Genomic DNA, 16,426 nt, shown 5'->3' on the forward strand with positions numbered 1-16,426 from the left:
AACTAAACAATCTTTCTGGGTCGAGGTCTCAGATTTGCTATTGGGGAGAGCAGCAACAAACCCGGAAAGAAGAAGAACACCAAAAAGTACATGAACCCACGCTCTATAGAACTAGCTGAATACCACCGCAATTTCATATAAAGCATCACAACCATTGGTATGACCAGGAGATAAGCTCCGGCTAAACTTAAATACAGTAGTGCTACAACCATAATTCTTTGTTGAATTTGAGAAGACTATTTGGTGCATCTATCTTCCATAATAGGCTCAACCCGTCAACTAAGAAAAGTATTAGGAAATAAGGAATTACTTTAGTTGTTCTCAGTGATTAGCTGTGTCTTCGCTATGATCAAGGTTTTTAGCCGGAAAGAAAAAAAATTTTCCAAGATACTTGGCAAAATTTTAAAAAACAGCTATTATGGATTCTGGCGTGAAAAAGTAGCAGTTGAGAACAAAATCTTATCAAAGAAAAACGTTCAAAACTACTTGCAAAACTTACGCACTTAATGGTAAGGTGACGAAAGAGATTTTCTGAATCTCTAAACATCAAAACCCTCTGGGGGTGTGGCGGAATGGTAGACGCTACGGACTTAAAAAGTTGAGCCTTGATCGAGAAATCTTTCAAGTGGAAGCTCTCAAACTCAGGGAAACCTAAATCTGTAATTTAAAAAAACAGATATGGCAATCCTGAGCCAAGCCCAGAGATTTAGGTTTGGGAATTTGATTTTGGTTCTGAAACCGAGATTAATCATCGCAAACCGTATAATCAGGGAAGGTGCAGAGACTCGACGGGAGCTACCCTAACGTAAAGACGAGGGTAAAGGGAGAGTCCAATTCTTAAAACCTAAAGTTGTAGATACAACTAGGTAGTAGTGAAAACTACAGGAGAATGAAAATCCGTTGACCTTAAACAGTCGTGGGGGTTCAAGTCCCCCCACCCCCATCAAACGTCTAAAAATTAAAAAATTGGTAGGTAGTGAGAATATGCTTTCTACCTAGTTTTTTATAATAATAGTCGGCTCAGTTTTACAATACTCTCTCAAGGGCTTTCACGAAGTTTTTGGAAGGTTTGATTTGGAAGGTTTGATATTAACAAAAGCCGAAAAATTGAATAGAGTTTCTAGAATCAATATTTATTCTACGGACAAAAACAGCCTAATTTTGATTATTAAAGCTATCCGTGCAAACGTTCCAAAACCCTTTACTTTGGCGGCAAATTTGCGAAGCCGATGATATTTATTCAGAAATGGGGTAGCAGCTTTTTTGATTGGGTATTGGCAAGAATATTTAATTAGATGCTAACAAAAAAATCTTCTGCTTATCCCTGTTTTGTCACTTTCCAGATGAATAAAGTAGTAAATAAACTTTTTTACCCAGAAGCATAAAAGGGTTTAAATCCATTCATTGCATCAATGAAGATGATTGAATCCAAGCAATAAATCGGAATTGGGAAAAATATCAAGCCACGGATAAATCAACCAAAATAGTAAGAGAGGTTGAACAATTAAGCGCAGATTATTGAGAACATTCTTCCATCCACTTTCATGATTCCATTGTTGATGTTTAGAAAAATCAACGGAATTACTTTGTTGTACATTAGGTTGAGTTTGACGAGATTGGTCTAAGGACAAGAAAGCCGGAGCATTTAAACTAATCATTGTGTAAACACAAAAAATAATTTCCCACCACCTCTCAATATCCTTAAAATTAGTAAACCGATAATCTGTCCAACCTAATTCCTGTTTACACTGGCGAAAACCATATTCTACCCATGTTCTTAATCCATAGAGGTCACCTAAAGTTTTTTTCAGATTCCCTTGAAGATTTGTCATCAAAAAGGAGGTAGAATTATCAAGCATTGTTTCTGGGTCAGTTGTTATTTCCCAGTAAGTTATCGCTCTTTTTTTACTATAAATTATTTCCCTAATATATCTGGTTTCTGATTTTTGATTACTAAATGTTCTTTCAAATTTACACCACTTATTCGCCCTAACCCTTTGTTCTGAAGGCAACCAGGCTCCATGATTATTTCTAATTGCCACAACATACGCTAATTTATGTTCATCTAATTTTCTAATAAATTCACTACTTTCACCATATAAACTATCTGCCAATACCAATTCAATATTAAAGCCTTCTTCAATTAATTCTATCATGATTGCTGATGCCAATTCTATTTTAGTTTGATATTTATCTTCTTCTTTTAGCGTTCCTTGAGGTTTGAATACTTTGACAATTAATGGAAAGGTTATATGAGAATAAACTCCATAAGCATTAATTGAAACTATCCCATGATCTACTTTTCCCACACTTCCTAGATATTGTCTAGCGACATAATCTGTCTTCTTTCCTTTTTTTCTGTCTCCTGTTTCATCTATCACTACTGTAATTGCTTTTCCATCCAATACTTTCTTAATTTTATTTAATCTTCGGCTCTTTAATTTATTTACTGACCAATCTGAATTAGCAATAAAATGATGTAATGATTGTGCCGAGTTTATACTCACGACTTTCGCTATTTCTGGTAATGATTTTCTTTTGATTGGTGAAATTATTCCCAAGTGCAAATATTTGAAGCACTCATAATTTCTTACTTCTTTAAACAGGTCTTTATAATTGGCACAATATTCATCTATTATTGCCACTGTGGGCTGGGCATCTCTTGCTAAATGTTTCAGGATTTGTAGTTCTACATCCATTGCTCCACCTGCTTTGTAGAGTTTTATGTTCTGATTCTTTTATTCATGATACTCGGAAAGTGACAGAAGCGGGATAAGCTGTAACTGCTCTAATTCTTGCTCCATACTGTACTGGTGCTGTGACAGATTCTGGAAAACTGCTTGATTTTCTTGCTCTAGCCGCTCTATTTTTTGATCTTTTTCTTCTGGACTCATTCTTGAACACTACGATATTTCTTCCCTGATGGGAACATTCTTCACATTCCTACCTGGGCAGTTACAGAAACTTACCTTCACGCACATCTAAACTGTAACTCTGTACTGCTTTAGTAATTTGTTCTCGTAAATTAGTATAAACCTTAGCAAACGGCGGCTGTTTCTCCGATAGCCCCAAAATATCAGAAGTAACTAAAACCTGACCATCGCACTCTGAACCTGCACCAATACCAATAGTAGGAATACGCAACTTGTGAGTAATTTCTGATGCCAAATTAGCAGGTATATGTTCTAAAACCAGAGAAAATACACCTGCTTGTTCTAAGGCGATCGCCTCATTTAAAATTCTCTGTTGATCTACCTGCGTTTTCCCCTGTTGTCTTAAACCCAGTTGATGAATTGACTGCGGTGTTAAACCCACATGACCCATAACCGGAATACCCGCTTGCACCAACCGAGATACCGTTTCAATCATTGCCGGATAACCACCTTCCAATTTTACCGCCTGTGCGCCCGTTTCTTTAAGAATTCTTCCAGCTGAGTGCATCGCTTGGGAAATACTCTCTTGATAGGATAAAAACGGTAAATCTACCACCACCAAAGCCCTACTTACACCACGACGCACCGCTTTGGCATGATGAACCATTTCATCTAAAGTAATTGGTAAAGTCGTCTCATATCCCAGTACAACCGCCAAAGAATCACCAACTAAAATTAAATCTACACCAGCAGTATCTAAAAGTTGAGCGATCGCATAATCCCAACCAGTCAAAGCCACAATCGGCTTCCCCTGCTGTTTCCATTGTATTAATTGCTGGGTAGTAATTGCCATAAGGAATTTTAGAAGGAGTTCTAGGAGTTCTAGGAGTTCAAGAAGGTAGAGGATGCAGGGAGAAATTATTTGTATTTTCCCAATCACCAGTCACCAGTCACCAATCACCAGTCACCTATTCCCTACTTTACACTGCGACCAAAACCAAAATGAGGTCTTGCTTGATCCATTGTAGGCATTAACCAAGCTAAACCTTCGCTAGTTCCCACCCATAATTTATTACCCACATCTGGAGCAATAGTTAGTACCCGACTAGAAGGTAAACCTGCAACTTGATCTAATAAAGCTCCTGTGCTGGGATTTAATCTTAACAAACCATTGCTAGTACCAACCCAAACACTACCATCTTCAGCGAAACTGACAGAAGTGACATTTTTACCACGTAAGGGAGTTACAGAACGCATGACAATTCCAGTTTTCGGGTTCACTACCAATAATTGATTCGGCATTCCTGCCCATATTAATCCTTCGGGGCTAATAGCTAAAGCCTGTACTGTTCCCCCTGGTAAATTATCTATCCTCTTTATAACTAATGCACTGGCAGTATTTACCCTCACCAGTCCATCTAAAGTCCCTACCCATAAATGACCATCTGCATCTAAAGTCATGGCGTTACCACTGACACCAGGTAAATTTTTAACAGTGGTCATAATCAATCCTTCATCGGGACTGACTAAAACTAAACCCGCATCAGTACCTGTCCACAAATAACCTCTTTTATCTATTAACAGTGATAATACTCTTTTAGAAGGTAGTAATAGATTCTGGGCAGTAATTTCATTCGTCCGTGGATCTACTCTAGTTAGACCTTGATAGTTTCCTACCCATAAACGACCAACTTTATCTTGAGCTAATGCGTCTATTTTCAAATTTGGTAAACTGACACGGGCAATAATATTACCTGTGTTGGGGTCAATACGGGATAAACCCCGCCAAGATGCTACCCATAAGTTACCAGTGAAGTCTTTTAATAAGTTACTAATTCTATAATCGGTTTCGGCTTGTCTTTCTAATACATCTCTGTCATCTGGTAGGGGATCTACTCTATTAGGAGGTGGTGCAACTGGGTAAGTCGCTGTTGATTTTTGAGTGGAGCTATTTTGCCCTAATGTGGATGTTTGCAGACTGGGTACAGCTATTAACCCCAGTAGAATAGATATGATGAATAAACGAATGCGTGTCCGAAATATTACCACTGTTTTATATCCTTTCCATTAACTAAGAACTTTTAACCACAATGGCTAGAGATTAATTACGGCATATTGTATGCAGGTAAATGAGGTATAAATCTCAATCACAAATCCTGACACCAAAAGGGTTTTACTGGTGACTGCTGACTGCTATTAGCTGAAAGCTGCTCCCTGAGTAGGTATTTTTTTATTGCCACGATTAATGTTTACATTTATAGCAGTAGCTAAAGAGATTAGTATATCAATTGATTGTTAAGGTTTATGATTCCCTTTTTCCTTTCCCTTTCACCCATAAGTATTAGTATTTTCCCAGATAGTTTAAATACATGATTTATACAGTTTGTAAAGCTATCTTCACAAAAAGTTAAAATCTTTCTTTAATAAGAAATTCAAATATAAAAGTTAAAAACTTTCAAAGGATAACTTATCCAAATATTGATATATTGTGAGACAAGTTACAAATTGCGTTATGTGCGATTTTTTATCCGACGCTTACCTTGGAGCTAAACCGCAGTAAAGGAAAATTCTTCCATATATTTTTCTCTAGTTGGGGCAAGATATCGGGGAGATTAAGTAAGGGGAAATAAGCTAGATAGCCTAAAAGCCCATATTGTTCCGATTTTAAGGGTTAACTTTCTAGAATACTTATAAATTCTGAAGTCTACCTCAAAATAATCAGGTTTACTAGGGTCAGCATAAGAGATAGAAAATACTTTGTATTCGGGAACAGAGAATAAAAAAACGCGCCTCACAGTGCGCCTTTATATAGAAAAATATGGTGTAGTAAATTATTGCTACAACATAAATTCTTATGCACTGACAAAGCCACCTCTACCTAAGCCCGCCTCTTGACATAAGTTTTTCTTATACTTTTGATGAGAAAATGAGAAAGAAAAAGGTTGGTAAGAAGTTGCACATAACGTGATTTGATAGTAGAACGAGTGACTTCTTGGAAGGAAAATATGTCTTACGCGCAAACTTCGACTCAGAGCAAATCTGGGTATCAAGCTGGGGTTAAAGATTACAGACTTACTTATTACACACCTGATTACACACCTAAAGATACAGATATTCTTGCCGCATTCCGGATGACTCCTCAGCCTGGAGTTCCACCCGAAGAAGCTGGTGCTGCTGTAGCTGCTGAGTCTTCTACAGGTACTTGGACAACTGTATGGACAGACTTGTTGACCGACCTAGACCGCTACAAAGGTCGTTGTTATGACATCGAGCAAGTTGCTGGTGAAGATAACCAATATATTTGCTACGTGGCTTATCCTCTGGACTTGTTTGAGGAAGGTTCTGTAACCAATATGTTGACCTCTATTGTAGGTAACGTATTCGGTTTCAAAGCTTTACGTGCATTACGTTTAGAAGATTTACGGATTCCCGTAGCTTACTTGAAAACCTTCCAAGGACCTCCTCACGGTATTCAAGTTGAGCGCGACAAATTGAACAAGTATGGTCGTCCTTTGTTGGGTTGTACAATTAAGCCCAAATTAGGTCTATCTGCTAAAAACTACGGACGTGCTGTTTACGAATGTTTACGTGGTGGTTTGGACTTCACCAAAGACGACGAAAACATCAACTCTGCACCATTCCAAAGATGGCGCGATCGCTTCTTGTTCGTAGCAGAAGCAATCCACAAAGCACAAGCAGAAACCGGCGAAATCAAAGGTCACTACTTAAACGTAACCGCGCCTACCTGTGAACAAATGCTGGAAAGGGCTGAGTACGCTAAAGAACTCAAAATGCCCATCATCATGCACGACTACCTGACCGCAGGTTTCACAGCTAACACCACTTTGGCTCATTGGTGTCGTAAGAACGGTATTTTGCTACACATTCACCGTGCTATGCACGCCGTTATTGACCGTCAGAAGAACCACGGTATTCACTTCCGTGTATTAGCTAAAACCCTCCGTATGTCTGGTGGTGACCACATTCACACTGGTACAGTTGTAGGTAAATTAGAAGGTGAACGCGGTATCACCATGGGCTTCGTTGACTTGTTACGTGAAAACTACGTTGAGCAAGACAAGTCTCGCGGTATCTACTTCACCCAAGATTGGGCTTCTATGCCTGGTGTAATGGCAGTTGCTTCTGGTGGTATCCACGTATGGCATATGCCCGCACTTCTAGAAATCTTTGGTGATGACTCCGTACTACAGTTTGGTGGTGGTACACTTGGTCACCCCTGGGGTAACGCTCCTGGTGCAACCGCTAACCGTGTAGCTCTAGAAGCTTGTGTTCAAGCTCGTAACGAAGGCCGCAACTTGGCTCGTGAAGGTAACGACATTATCCGCGAAGCGGCTAAGTGGTCTCCTGAGTTGGCTGTTGCTTGCGAACTGTGGAAAGAAATCAAGTTCGAGTTTGAAGCAATGGATACCGTCTGATGATGAGTTAGAAGTTAAAAGTTGAAAGATAAAAGGAAATAAATTTTCTTAATTTTAACTTTTGACTTTTAACTTAGTGAGGGCTGGGGTCGGGCATGAACATAAAGCAAATTGCGAAAGATACAGCTAGAACTTTGCAAAGTTATCTGACTTATCAGGCACTTATAACTGTTTTAGCACAGCTAGGCGAAACGAATCCTCCTTTAGCACATTGGTTGCAAAACTTTTCTGCTGGAAAAATCCAAGACGGAGAAGCATATATAGAGGAACTGTTTCTAGTCAAGTCAGATTTGGCTTTACGGATTATGACTGTCAGGGAACATATTGCGGTAGAGGTGACAGAATTTTTACCGGAAATGGTGCGTACTGGCATTCAGCAGGCAAATATGGAACAGCGTCGCCAGCATCTTGAACGTATTACGCAATTAAATTTATCCAGTCCCAGCCCAAACACTGAACAGCAGACTATCTCAGATCCTGATTTAGATAATTTATCTAGTTAGGATAGGCGTAACTGCCGGAAACCAAGTAGTAAAAAATAACCACTTACTAAACAGCCATGCAAACTTTACCAAAAGAGCGTCGTTACGAAACCCTCTCTTACCTTCCCCCCTTATCTGACGCGCAAATCGCTAAACAAGTTCAGTACATTCTGAGTCAAGGTTACATTCCAGCAGTTGAGTTCAATGAAACTTCTGAACCTACTGAGTTGTTCTGGACAATGTGGAAGCTACCTTTGTTTGGTGCTAAGTCTACTCAAGAAGTTTTAAGTGAAGTTCAATCTTGCCGTTCTCAGTACAGCAACTGCTACATCCGTGTTGTTGGTTTTGACAACATCAAACAGTGCCAAGTTTTAAGCTTCATCGTTCACAAACCCAGCAGATACTAATATCTAAATTTGGTTAAATAATTTATTCTTGGGAGAGGTAGAGTGTTCTATCTCTCTTTTTTTATATAAATTGATTGATTATTTATTTGATGCTTGTCTGATAGCGTAGCGTGGCGTATATCAGGATATCCAGGATTTAAGGATTTGGAGGATGGAAAATAAATATCTTGTGTGTTATCCTTGTATGGATTATCACAAAACTTTCATCACCTCTGAGGAATTTAACAAAAAATGAATATGCGTGATTTATTCCCTGGCTATTATCAACCCACAGATCAAGAGTTTAATGAACTATGGAAAGAGTGTATTTTTTCCTTTGATACGAATGTTTTACTACATATCTATCGTTACTCCCCTAAAAGCAGAGAGAGATTATTTGATATTCTGAAAAAACTTCAGGAAAGAATTTGGATACCCCATCAAGTTGGTTATGAGTTTCATAAAAACCGCGAAACTGTTATATCTAGTCAGTCAAGTGCTTATGACAAAATAGTCAAAATCTTGGAAGATAATTTAAAAATAGAAAAAATAGGTAATTTAAATAAAGACATTGATAACTTTGAGCAAAATTATAGAAAACATTCTACTATTGAAGTAAATAAAATATCAGTAGATATTAAAACTAAAATTAAAGAGTCAATAAAAGAAATAATTGAATCTGTTAAAGATGATGTAAAGGATTTGAGAGATAAGCATCCTGATCTTTTCAAAGAGGATATATTTTTAGATAAAATCTTAGATGGTAGAATTGGTAATCCATACCCCAATCCATTAGATATTTATAAGTTGGCTGAAGAAAGATTTCAATACTTAATACCGCCAGGATATAAAGATAAAGATGACAAGAATAAATCAGTGCCAGATATTTATGGTGATGCTATACTTTGGTTGCAATTAATTGACTATGCAAAATCTGAGAAAAAACCAATTATTTTTGTTACAGATGAAGAGAAGGAAGATTGGTGGCTAAAAAATAACAGAAAAATTATCAGTCCCAGACCAGAGTTAGTACAAGAAATGCTAACTGAAGCTGGAGTGAAATTCTATATGTATTCTGCTGATAGATTTTTAGATTATGCTCAGAAGTTTTTGGAACTTACAGAACAACCAGAAGTAATTGAGGAAGCTAGAGAAATTAGAGAACAGAATTTAGAATCTGAGTCATTGATAGCTTACCAAAACTTTGCTCAAGCATATCAAACAAGATTACAAAAAGAAAATTTGCAAATAAAATTGCGAGAACTTGATCAAGCATACAACTCGCTTAAAGAGCAACAAAAGGATTTGCTTAGTTCAATGGATATGGTGAAAACTAAATTTAATAACCAAGGCTTACAATCTTTTATAGAAGCACTTGAAGGAGTTCAATCCGAGATGAATAAAATAAGTACATTACAAAATATGTATAAAGAACAGATGGCATATCTAGGAGTAGTGTCTCTTTAACTCCTTATAGCCACTAAAAAGCAATTCCCCTAACCAGCAAAAAACAAACTTGCATCAACATGAAAAAATTTACCTAACATCTCAGCTTGTTCTCTTGTCACTTCCATCTCACCATTAATTACCTGAGAAACCAACTCACTCGAACCAAAAATAGGAACTAAATCACCTAATTCTAAATCCTGCGCTTCCAATAAATGCAAAATCCTAGAATGAGGAGTAGAAGCATTTATCTGATAATGTTGATTTTCAAAATCTTCAATTAGTCTTACCAATAATTCTAAAAGTGTCTTTTCTTCTGGTGTCAAATCAGAGCGAGAAAGTAAATCTTCCACCACTGCTAAAAAATGCTCGTTTTCTTCCTCAGTTTTAATAACTCGCGGTTGATACTGAGACAGTAATTTACTATAAACTTCTGAATCAAAAGTGAGGGTCATTTTTCCAGTAGTTTTTGTCATATTCTGCATGAGTTAAGACATATTTAATATAGATTACTTGGCTCTCATAGTTAATACTAGCAATTAAACGGTATTTATTGCCTTTAATATTGAAAACTGTAAAATTACCAACAGCTTCAGCTTTGGGATAAACAGACTGTACCTCTATTAAATTAGCCCACTCAGCTTTACTAGCAGTAAAATACCAGTCATCAAGAGCTTCACAACTATCTGCGTGTTGTTGACAATATTTTCTGAGCTTTTTCCGACTGATGACGTGCATTAAACCTGTGATTTTAACTTTTACAGTCAATAGTTTTAACGACCCGTTCAATAATAGCATGGTCTCAAAATTAGATGCAGTGCGATCGCTACCAAACACCCAACAAACGGTAAAATTAACAATCCAACCCAACATTGCATCTATAGCCCATGTTTTGCGACTACCTGGTACAAATCCTTACAGCCCGCGTTTATGATGTAGCCCAAGAAACACCACTGGAATACGCCCCCAACCTCTCCCACCGCATCAAAAACAAACTCCTCCTCAAACGGGAAGATATGCAGTCAGTCTTCTCCTTCAAACTGCGGGGTGCATATAACAAAATGGTCAACCTACCCCCAGACTTACTCAAACAAGGTGTCATCGCCTCCTCAGCGGGAAATCATGCCCAAGGTGTAGCCTTAGCAGCCAGCCGATTGGGAACAAAAGCCATTATTGTTATGCCCGTAATTACACCCCAGGTAAAAATCAACGCCGTCAAAGCCAGAGGGGGAGAAGTGATTTTATATGGAAATGCCTATGATGACGCTTATGCCCACGCCCGTAAATTAGCAGCAGAAAAAGGGTTAACATTTATACATCCCTTTGATGACCCGGATGTCATCGCTGGACAGGGAACTATTGGGATGGAAATTCTCCGTCAATATCAACAACCCATCCACGCCATATTTGTCGCTATTGGTGGGGGTGGTTTAATTTCCGGTATCGCTGCTTACGTCAAACGCTTACGTCCAGAAATCAAAATTATTGGTGTTGAACCTGTAGACTCTGATGCTATGTCTCAGTCTCTCAAAGCCGGTCAACGAGTGCGTTTATCCCAGGTGGGTTTGTTTGCAGATGGGGTAGCAGTGCGAGAAGTGGGGGAAGAAACCTTCCGCTTGTGTCAAGAATACGTAGATGAGATTATTTTGGTGGATACCGATGCTACCTGTGCAGCCATCAAAGATGTATTTGAAGATACCCGTTCTATTTTAGAACCTGCGGGAGCATTGGCTGTAGCTGGTGCGAAAGTCTACGCAGAAAGAGAAAAAATCAAAGATGAAACCCTGGTTGCAGTAGCTTGCGGTGCTAACATGAACTTTGACCGCTTGCGTTTCGTGGCCGAAAGAGCAGAATTTGGAGAACGTCGGGAAGCCATTTTTGCGGTGAATATTCCCGAAAAACCAGGAAGTCTGCGTAAATTTTGTGAATGTATTGGTAACAGGAATTTAACGGAATTTAATTATCGTATTGCTGATAATAAAGAAGCTCATATCTTTGTCGGTATGCAAATCGAAAACCGCGCCGATGCTGCAAAAATAGTTGAAAAATTTGAAACTAACGGTTTAAAAACAATTGATTTAACCGATGATGAATTAACAAAATTACATTTACGGCACATGGTAGGAGGACATTCTCAACTTGCTGACCATGAATTATTATATCGGTTTGAATTTCCTGAACGTCCTGGTGCGTTGATGAAATTTGTCGGTTCTATGTCTCCTGATTGGAATATTAGTTTATTTCATTATCGTAATAATGGCGCAGATTACGGACGAATTGTGGTAGGAATGCAAGTTCCACCTGATGAAATGGAAGAATGGCAGGAATTTCTAGATTCTTTGGGTTATCGTTATTGGGATGAAAGTCAAAATCCTGCTTATAAGTTGTTTTTGGGTTAGGAATTTGGATTGTTTTCACGCAGAGACGCAGAGAACGCAGAGAAAGAAATATGTTTTATGAGTCGGTTTTAACCGACTTTAGCTTTTAGACAGGGAATTCATTCCCTGGCTTATTTTTATGTTTATCTTTTACATTCCATATCATTTTTAACCCTAGCCATCCTAAACCACTACCAATAAAATAATAGGGAAAGTCTGCCCAATTAAAGACGTTTCCTAATACCATTTTTCCCCACCAAAATGAACGTAAATAATCTAAAAATGGTGTTTTCCATAATTGCAGAAATTCTAATAAACAAGTAATTGTCAAAACCCATAAGGGAATTTGCCAAACTGTGCGACGACTAGGAATAAACAAAAAAGCAAATAAACACCAGAATATCACATAAAAAATACCTCCTAATTCTTGATTTAACCAGGAAACAGAATAACGATATTTACTGTATAAAAGTCCAGTAATTAAAGTAATAATCAAAAAACTAAAAGTCCGTAAACGAATATCTTTAAATAAAATCATATCCTCTTCTCTGCGTTCTCTGCGCCTCTGCGGTTCGTTAATAAAAAAGGCTTGGTTTTTTTACCAAACCTTGGTTACAGAAGTGAAAGACTCTACCAAATTTAATCACTAATGATATTGATAATTTATCTATCTTCAGAGTTAACTTATCTTTTTTATCTGCGTCCATCTGCGTGTATCTGCGTTTAGTTCTCCCTTTTCTTCCTCATCAACTTTAAACACAATTCCCGAAAATGCTCACCCCTAATTTCAAAATTAGGATACTGATCAAAACTAGCACAAGCTGGAGATAATAACACCACCGAAGCTTGATATTTTTTCGCTAATTCTACGGACTTAATTACAGCTTTATCCATTGTTTCCACAATTTCAAAATTACCATATCCCACTGCTTCTAACCTTTGAGCAAAAGCATTTGCAGCATTACCAATAAGCAAAACAGCAGCAGTTTTATCTTTGATTTTATTTAACCAAGCTGTATCATCTCCGGCTTTTGCTTCTCCACCAGCTATTAAAATCGCCGGACTTTGTACCGATGCTAAACCAACTTCTGCTGCATCATAATTTGTGGCTTTACTATCATTAATAAAGTCAATTCCTGACCATGTACAAATATGTTCTAAGCGATGGGGAACACCAGGAAATTCACTGACTGCACGACAAATAGCTTCAATCTCAATTCCTGCTAACCTTGCTGCACCTACTGATACTAATAAATTTTGGAGGTTATGTTCTCCTACCATTTTTAAAGCGGAAACTTTGACAATTTGCTGAGTTTGTGAATTTGCAGATAGTTTTTCTATCACCCAACCATTTTCTATGTAAAAGCCTTTTTCACCTATTAAAAATTCTGCCCCTTTCACACTTGTCCAATAAGCATCTGGCCAATGATTTAAACCAATTTTGTGTAAATAAATATCGTCACCATTAAATATTTGCAACTGGGAATTATTTAACAGTTTAGCTTTAATATTATAGTAATTTTCTAATGTTTGATGACGGGCTAAATGATCTGGGGTAAAAGTTGTCCAAATACCAATTCTCGGTGCAAGAGTTACTGAAGATTCTATTTGATAACTACTCAGTTCACCAATTACCCAATCTGGTTTTTCTGCTGCTAAAGCTACTTCACAAGCAGCGTAACCGATGTTACCACAGGCAGGGGCATTAAATCCCGCAGATTGGAATATGGCAGCAGTTAAAGCTGTGGTGGTGGTTTTACCGTTTGTACCTGTAATTGCTACCCAAGGAATGTTTTGCAAATGTCTCCATGCAAATTCCATTTCCCCGATAGTTTCTATTCCTAAATCTCTTGCTTTGCGTAAGATGGGAATATCCCAAGGTACACCAGGACTGACAACTATTAATTTCGGTAAATCTGAATTTTCAAGGTCTGGTGTGTGTCCTAAGTTGACGGTAATTTGTTCCTGTGCAAGTTGTTGTTGTTGTTCCAGGAGGTTTGGGGAGGTGCTACTATCGCTTATTTCTACCTCCCAACCTTCCTGTTTCAACAATCTTGCCGCAGCAATACCGGACTTTCCCAATCCAATCACAAAGGCTTCTGGCATAGACTGTGTAGTATCCCTGGTTAAGCTACTTTATCCTAACGTTTATTGGCAAAAATTACACCTGTTTTTGTTGCTTTTGGCTACAGATTTTTGACAATTGCCCCAAAGTCGGCTAAAACACGGGCATGATTTCGCAATAATCCCAGCAAATTTAAACGATTTCGCTTAATATCTGGGTTGGAATCCATGACTAACACGCTATCTTCACCATCAAAGAATTTGCTGACTGTAGGGGCAATTTTTTCTAGTGCGGCTATTAATAGTTGATAGTTGCGTGTTTGTTGTGCGGTTTGGGTTTGGGGGACTAATTCTACTAAGGCGTTGTAAAATGCAGATTCAGATGATTTTTGGAATAATTCGGAATTAATTAATGTTTTTGGTGCTAATTGTTGATAGTCTAAATCTCCTTGTGCAGCTAAACGGGTAGAACGGTTAACGGTTTCGTAGATTTTATCTAATGTACCATCGTTGCGGATTTGTTGTAAATAAATTGCGCGATCGCGTACATCTAATAAATCCTGTAATGCGCGTTCTGTGTATTCTGGATCATTTTCTCCTAAAACCGCATTTACCAAGTCATAATCTATCTGTTTTTCTTCTTGTAATAAGGTGCGAATCCTTTGTAAGAAAAATTCTTGTAATGTGGAAATCAAAGATTTGGCATTTTTGTTAAATGTAGATGCAAAGTTTGTCGCTATTTGGGTTAATAGCTGTTCTAAATTAATCTGTAAATTCGCAAACCAGGTAATATTAATAATTGCATTAGCAGCGCGACGTAATGCAAAGGGATCTGATGAACCTGTGGGAATTAAACCTAAACCAAAGATACTAATTAATGTATCTAGTCTATCTGCTAAACCTACTATTTGTCCTGTTAATGTTTGGGGAAAAATGTCATCAGCATTTCTAGGTAAATAATGTTCAAAAATCGCTCTTGCTACTTCTGCATCTTCACCACTTGCTAGTGCGTATTTTTCACCCATTATTCCTTGTAATTCTGGAAATTCATAGACCATTTGGGTGACTAAATCGGCTTTACATAATAAAGCTGCACGTTGGATTTTTTGACTTTCACTATTTCCTAATTGCAGTTGTTGAGAGATGAGATTAGCAATATTAACTACTCTCTCAACTTTGGCACGAACTGAACCTAAATCTTCTTGAAATGTGACTTTTTCTAATTGGGGTAAAAAGCTTTCTAAGGGTTTAGCTAAATCAGCATCATAGAAAAATCTCCCATCTGCTAACCGCGCTTTAATTACTCTGGCATTTCCGACAGCAATGACATCTGATTTTGTGGGATCTCCGTTAGAAACTGTGACAAAAAATGGTAACAGGTCTTTATTTTGGGAAGTTTTAAAAACGGGAAAGTAACGCTGATGTGTCACCATAACTGTAGTCGAAACTTCGGTGGGTAATTTGAGAAATTCTTCTTCAAATTTACCAACTACTGCTGTAGGATATTCTACTAAATTAGTAGTTTCTGTTAATAAGTCTGGGTAAATTTCTGTGAAACCGCCTAATATTTGGACTGTGGTTTTAACTTGGTCTGTAATAATTTTTTCCCGTTCTTCTGGTTTCACAATTACATAACCAGAACGGAGGTTATCTACATATTCGGTTGCGTGGGAAATAGTGATTGATTCGGGATGTAAAACGCGATGTGCTTGAGAAATTCTATCACTCTTAACTATCTTTTCACCGTTGTTTAATTCTAAGGGTAAAACGTCCCCATCTAACAAAGCAACTAACCAGCGAATAGGACGGGAAAACCTACCATCACCGCTTCCCCACCGCATTAACCGCTTTCCTTCCAAACTCCAAACCCACTGGGGTACAAGTTCTGTCAAAATGTCTGCAACTGGCCGTCCTGGTGTCTTTTTCTGAACAAAGACAAAATCACCTTTATCCGTAGCACGAATTTCTAAAGCTGACAGTTCTACACCTTGTTTTTTAGCGAAACCTTCTGCTGCTTTTGTGGGTTGACCATCTTTAAATGCTGCTTGTGCAGGTGGTCCTTTAATTTCTTCTTCTTTGTCTGGTTGTTGGGATGGTAAACCGGTGATGAGAACCGCTAACCGTCGGGGAGTTCCATAAACTTCTACGGTTTCCGCTTGTAAACTGTTAGCTTCCAGAGTTTGAGGAATGCGCGATCGCCATTGTAATATGGCATTACTCAGAAAACTTGCGGGTAGTTCTTCTGTACCAACTTCTAATAAAAATGCAGTCATAAGGTCACTAATGTTGATCAGTCAATTCCATCAGTTTACCTTGTGATTAGGCTGTGGTGAACAAGATATGGGACTTCTTAGGGATATC

The 16,426-nt window shown here is 38.0% G+C and carries 14 protein-coding genes and 1 pseudogene; 5 read left to right on the forward strand and 10 right to left on the reverse strand.

Annotated elements, in window-relative coordinates; genetic code table 11:
• Positions 1-2 precede the first annotated feature (2 nt).
• The 5 genes and pseudogenes from ndhL to WJM97_RS18480 all read right to left on the reverse strand — a co-directional run bounded on the left by ndhL (position 3) and on the right by WJM97_RS18480 (position 4,922).
• Positions 3-212, reverse strand: coding sequence for an NAD(P)H-quinone oxidoreductase subunit L (gene ndhL / locus WJM97_RS18460; protein WP_353930241.1), 210 nt, complete (start codon positions 210-212; stop codon positions 3-5).
• Positions 213-1,369: 1,157 nt separating this feature from the next.
• A pseudogene (locus WJM97_RS18465) lies at positions 1,370-2,699 on the reverse strand (IS701 family transposase).
• Between the two features lie 39 nt (positions 2,700-2,738).
• Positions 2,739-2,894 carry a hypothetical protein gene (locus tag WJM97_RS18470; protein WP_353930242.1) on the reverse strand — a complete coding sequence of 52 codons (156 nt, stop codon included), beginning with the start codon at positions 2,892-2,894 and terminating at the stop codon, positions 2,739-2,741.
• A gap of 61 nt (positions 2,895-2,955) precedes the next feature.
• Entirely contained in the window at positions 2,956-3,726 is a 771-nt protein-coding gene (gene panB, locus WJM97_RS18475) for a 3-methyl-2-oxobutanoate hydroxymethyltransferase (protein WP_353930243.1), read from the reverse strand.
• A gap of 122 nt (positions 3,727-3,848) precedes the next feature.
• Positions 3,849-4,922, reverse strand: a complete 1,074-nt coding sequence (locus tag WJM97_RS18480; protein ID WP_353930244.1) for a two-component regulator propeller domain-containing protein — start codon at positions 4,920-4,922, stop codon at positions 3,849-3,851.
• A 956-nt stretch (positions 4,923-5,878) separates the two neighbouring features.
• Between WJM97_RS18480 and WJM97_RS18485 the strand changes: the two genes are divergently transcribed.
• The 4 genes from WJM97_RS18485 (at position 5,879) to WJM97_RS18500 (ending at position 9,644) form a co-directional block, all read left to right on the forward strand.
• Positions 5,879-7,309 carry a form I ribulose bisphosphate carboxylase large subunit gene (locus tag WJM97_RS18485; protein WP_353930245.1) on the forward strand — a complete coding sequence of 477 codons (1,431 nt, stop codon included), beginning with the start codon at positions 5,879-5,881 and terminating at the stop codon, positions 7,307-7,309.
• Positions 7,310-7,404: 95 nt separating this feature from the next.
• Complete coding sequence (locus tag WJM97_RS18490; protein ID WP_353930246.1) at positions 7,405-7,812, forward strand: chaperonin family protein RbcX; 408 nt, start codon at positions 7,405-7,407, stop codon at positions 7,810-7,812.
• Positions 7,813-7,868: 56 nt separating this feature from the next.
• Positions 7,869-8,198 (forward strand): ribulose bisphosphate carboxylase small subunit, encoded by a 330-nt coding sequence (locus WJM97_RS18495; RefSeq protein ID WP_353930247.1) that lies wholly within the window; start codon positions 7,869-7,871, stop codon positions 8,196-8,198.
• 231 nt (positions 8,199-8,429) lie between these two features.
• Positions 8,430-9,644: a PIN domain-containing protein gene (locus WJM97_RS18500; protein WP_353930248.1), complete on the forward strand. Its 1,215-nt coding sequence runs from the start codon at positions 8,430-8,432 to the stop codon at positions 9,642-9,644.
• A 29-nt stretch (positions 9,645-9,673) separates the two neighbouring features.
• On the opposite strand, the gene WJM97_RS18505 is transcribed toward WJM97_RS18500, so the two are convergent.
• Positions 9,674-10,078, reverse strand: a complete 405-nt coding sequence (locus WJM97_RS18505; RefSeq protein ID WP_353930249.1) for a transcriptional regulator — start codon at positions 10,076-10,078, stop codon at positions 9,674-9,676.
• Complete coding sequence (locus WJM97_RS18510; protein ID WP_353933208.1) at positions 10,062-10,361, reverse strand: type II toxin-antitoxin system HigB family toxin; 300 nt, start codon at positions 10,359-10,361, stop codon at positions 10,062-10,064. The genes WJM97_RS18505 and WJM97_RS18510 overlap by 17 nt, the downstream gene beginning before the upstream one ends.
• A 149-nt stretch (positions 10,362-10,510) precedes the next feature.
• Between WJM97_RS18510 and ilvA the strand changes: the two genes are divergently transcribed.
• Positions 10,511-12,022, forward strand: coding sequence for a threonine ammonia-lyase, biosynthetic (gene ilvA, locus WJM97_RS18515; protein ID WP_353930250.1), 1,512 nt, complete (start codon positions 10,511-10,513; stop codon positions 12,020-12,022).
• Between the two features lie 85 nt (positions 12,023-12,107).
• Here ilvA and WJM97_RS18520 read toward each other — a convergent pair whose 3' ends face one another.
• The 3 genes from WJM97_RS18520 to glyS form a co-directional block, all read right to left on the reverse strand.
• Positions 12,108-12,539, reverse strand: a complete 432-nt coding sequence (locus WJM97_RS18520; RefSeq protein WP_353930251.1) for a DUF2809 domain-containing protein — start codon at positions 12,537-12,539, stop codon at positions 12,108-12,110.
• 185 nt (positions 12,540-12,724) lie between these two features.
• Complete coding sequence (gene murD, locus WJM97_RS18525) at positions 12,725-14,107, reverse strand: UDP-N-acetylmuramoyl-L-alanine--D-glutamate ligase (RefSeq protein ID WP_353930252.1); 1,383 nt, start codon at positions 14,105-14,107, stop codon at positions 12,725-12,727.
• Positions 14,108-14,187: 80 nt separating this feature from the next.
• A complete protein-coding gene (gene glyS / locus WJM97_RS18530) occupies positions 14,188-16,338 on the reverse strand; it encodes a glycine--tRNA ligase subunit beta (RefSeq protein WP_353930253.1) in 2,151 nt (716 codons plus the stop codon).
• Positions 16,339-16,426: the final 88 nt, after the last annotated feature.

This window comes from Okeanomitos corallinicola TIOX110, from assembly GCF_038050375.1.
GTDB classification, from domain to species: domain Bacteria; phylum Cyanobacteriota; class Cyanobacteriia; order Cyanobacteriales; family Nostocaceae; genus Okeanomitos; species Okeanomitos corallinicola.

What these genes read in the sequence shown, in the direction of transcription:
- ndhL (WP_353930241.1), bottom strand. Translation starts at nt 212, where the DNA reads ATGGTTGTAGCACTACTGTATTTAAGTTTAGCCGGAGCTTATCTCCTG.
- WJM97_RS18470 (WP_353930242.1), bottom strand. Translation starts at nt 2,894, where the DNA reads ATGAGTCCAGAAGAAAAAGATCAAAAAATAGAGCGGCTAGAGCAAGAA.
- panB (WP_353930243.1), bottom strand. Translation starts at nt 3,726, where the DNA reads ATGGCAATTACTACCCAGCAATTAATACAATGGAAACAGCAGGGGAAG.
- WJM97_RS18485 (WP_353930245.1), top strand. Translation starts at nt 5,879, where the DNA reads ATGTCTTACGCGCAAACTTCGACTCAGAGCAAATCTGGGTATCAAGCT.
- WJM97_RS18490 (WP_353930246.1), top strand. Translation starts at nt 7,405, where the DNA reads ATGAACATAAAGCAAATTGCGAAAGATACAGCTAGAACTTTGCAAAGT.
- WJM97_RS18495 (WP_353930247.1), top strand. Translation starts at nt 7,869, where the DNA reads ATGCAAACTTTACCAAAAGAGCGTCGTTACGAAACCCTCTCTTACCTT.
- WJM97_RS18500 (WP_353930248.1), top strand. Translation starts at nt 8,430, where the DNA reads ATGAATATGCGTGATTTATTCCCTGGCTATTATCAACCCACAGATCAA.
- WJM97_RS18505 (WP_353930249.1), bottom strand. Translation starts at nt 10,078, where the DNA reads ATGACCCTCACTTTTGATTCAGAAGTTTATAGTAAATTACTGTCTCAG.
- WJM97_RS18510 (WP_353933208.1), bottom strand. Translation starts at nt 10,361, where the DNA reads ATGCACGTCATCAGTCGGAAAAAGCTCAGAAAATATTGTCAACAACAC.
- ilvA (WP_353930250.1), top strand. Translation starts at nt 10,511, where the DNA reads ATGTTTTGCGACTACCTGGTACAAATCCTTACAGCCCGCGTTTATGAT.
- WJM97_RS18520 (WP_353930251.1), bottom strand. Translation starts at nt 12,539, where the DNA reads ATGATTTTATTTAAAGATATTCGTTTACGGACTTTTAGTTTTTTGATT.
- murD (WP_353930252.1), bottom strand. Translation starts at nt 14,107, where the DNA reads ATGCCAGAAGCCTTTGTGATTGGATTGGGAAAGTCCGGTATTGCTGCG.
- glyS (WP_353930253.1), bottom strand. Translation starts at nt 16,338, where the DNA reads ATGACTGCATTTTTATTAGAAGTTGGTACAGAAGAACTACCCGCAAGT.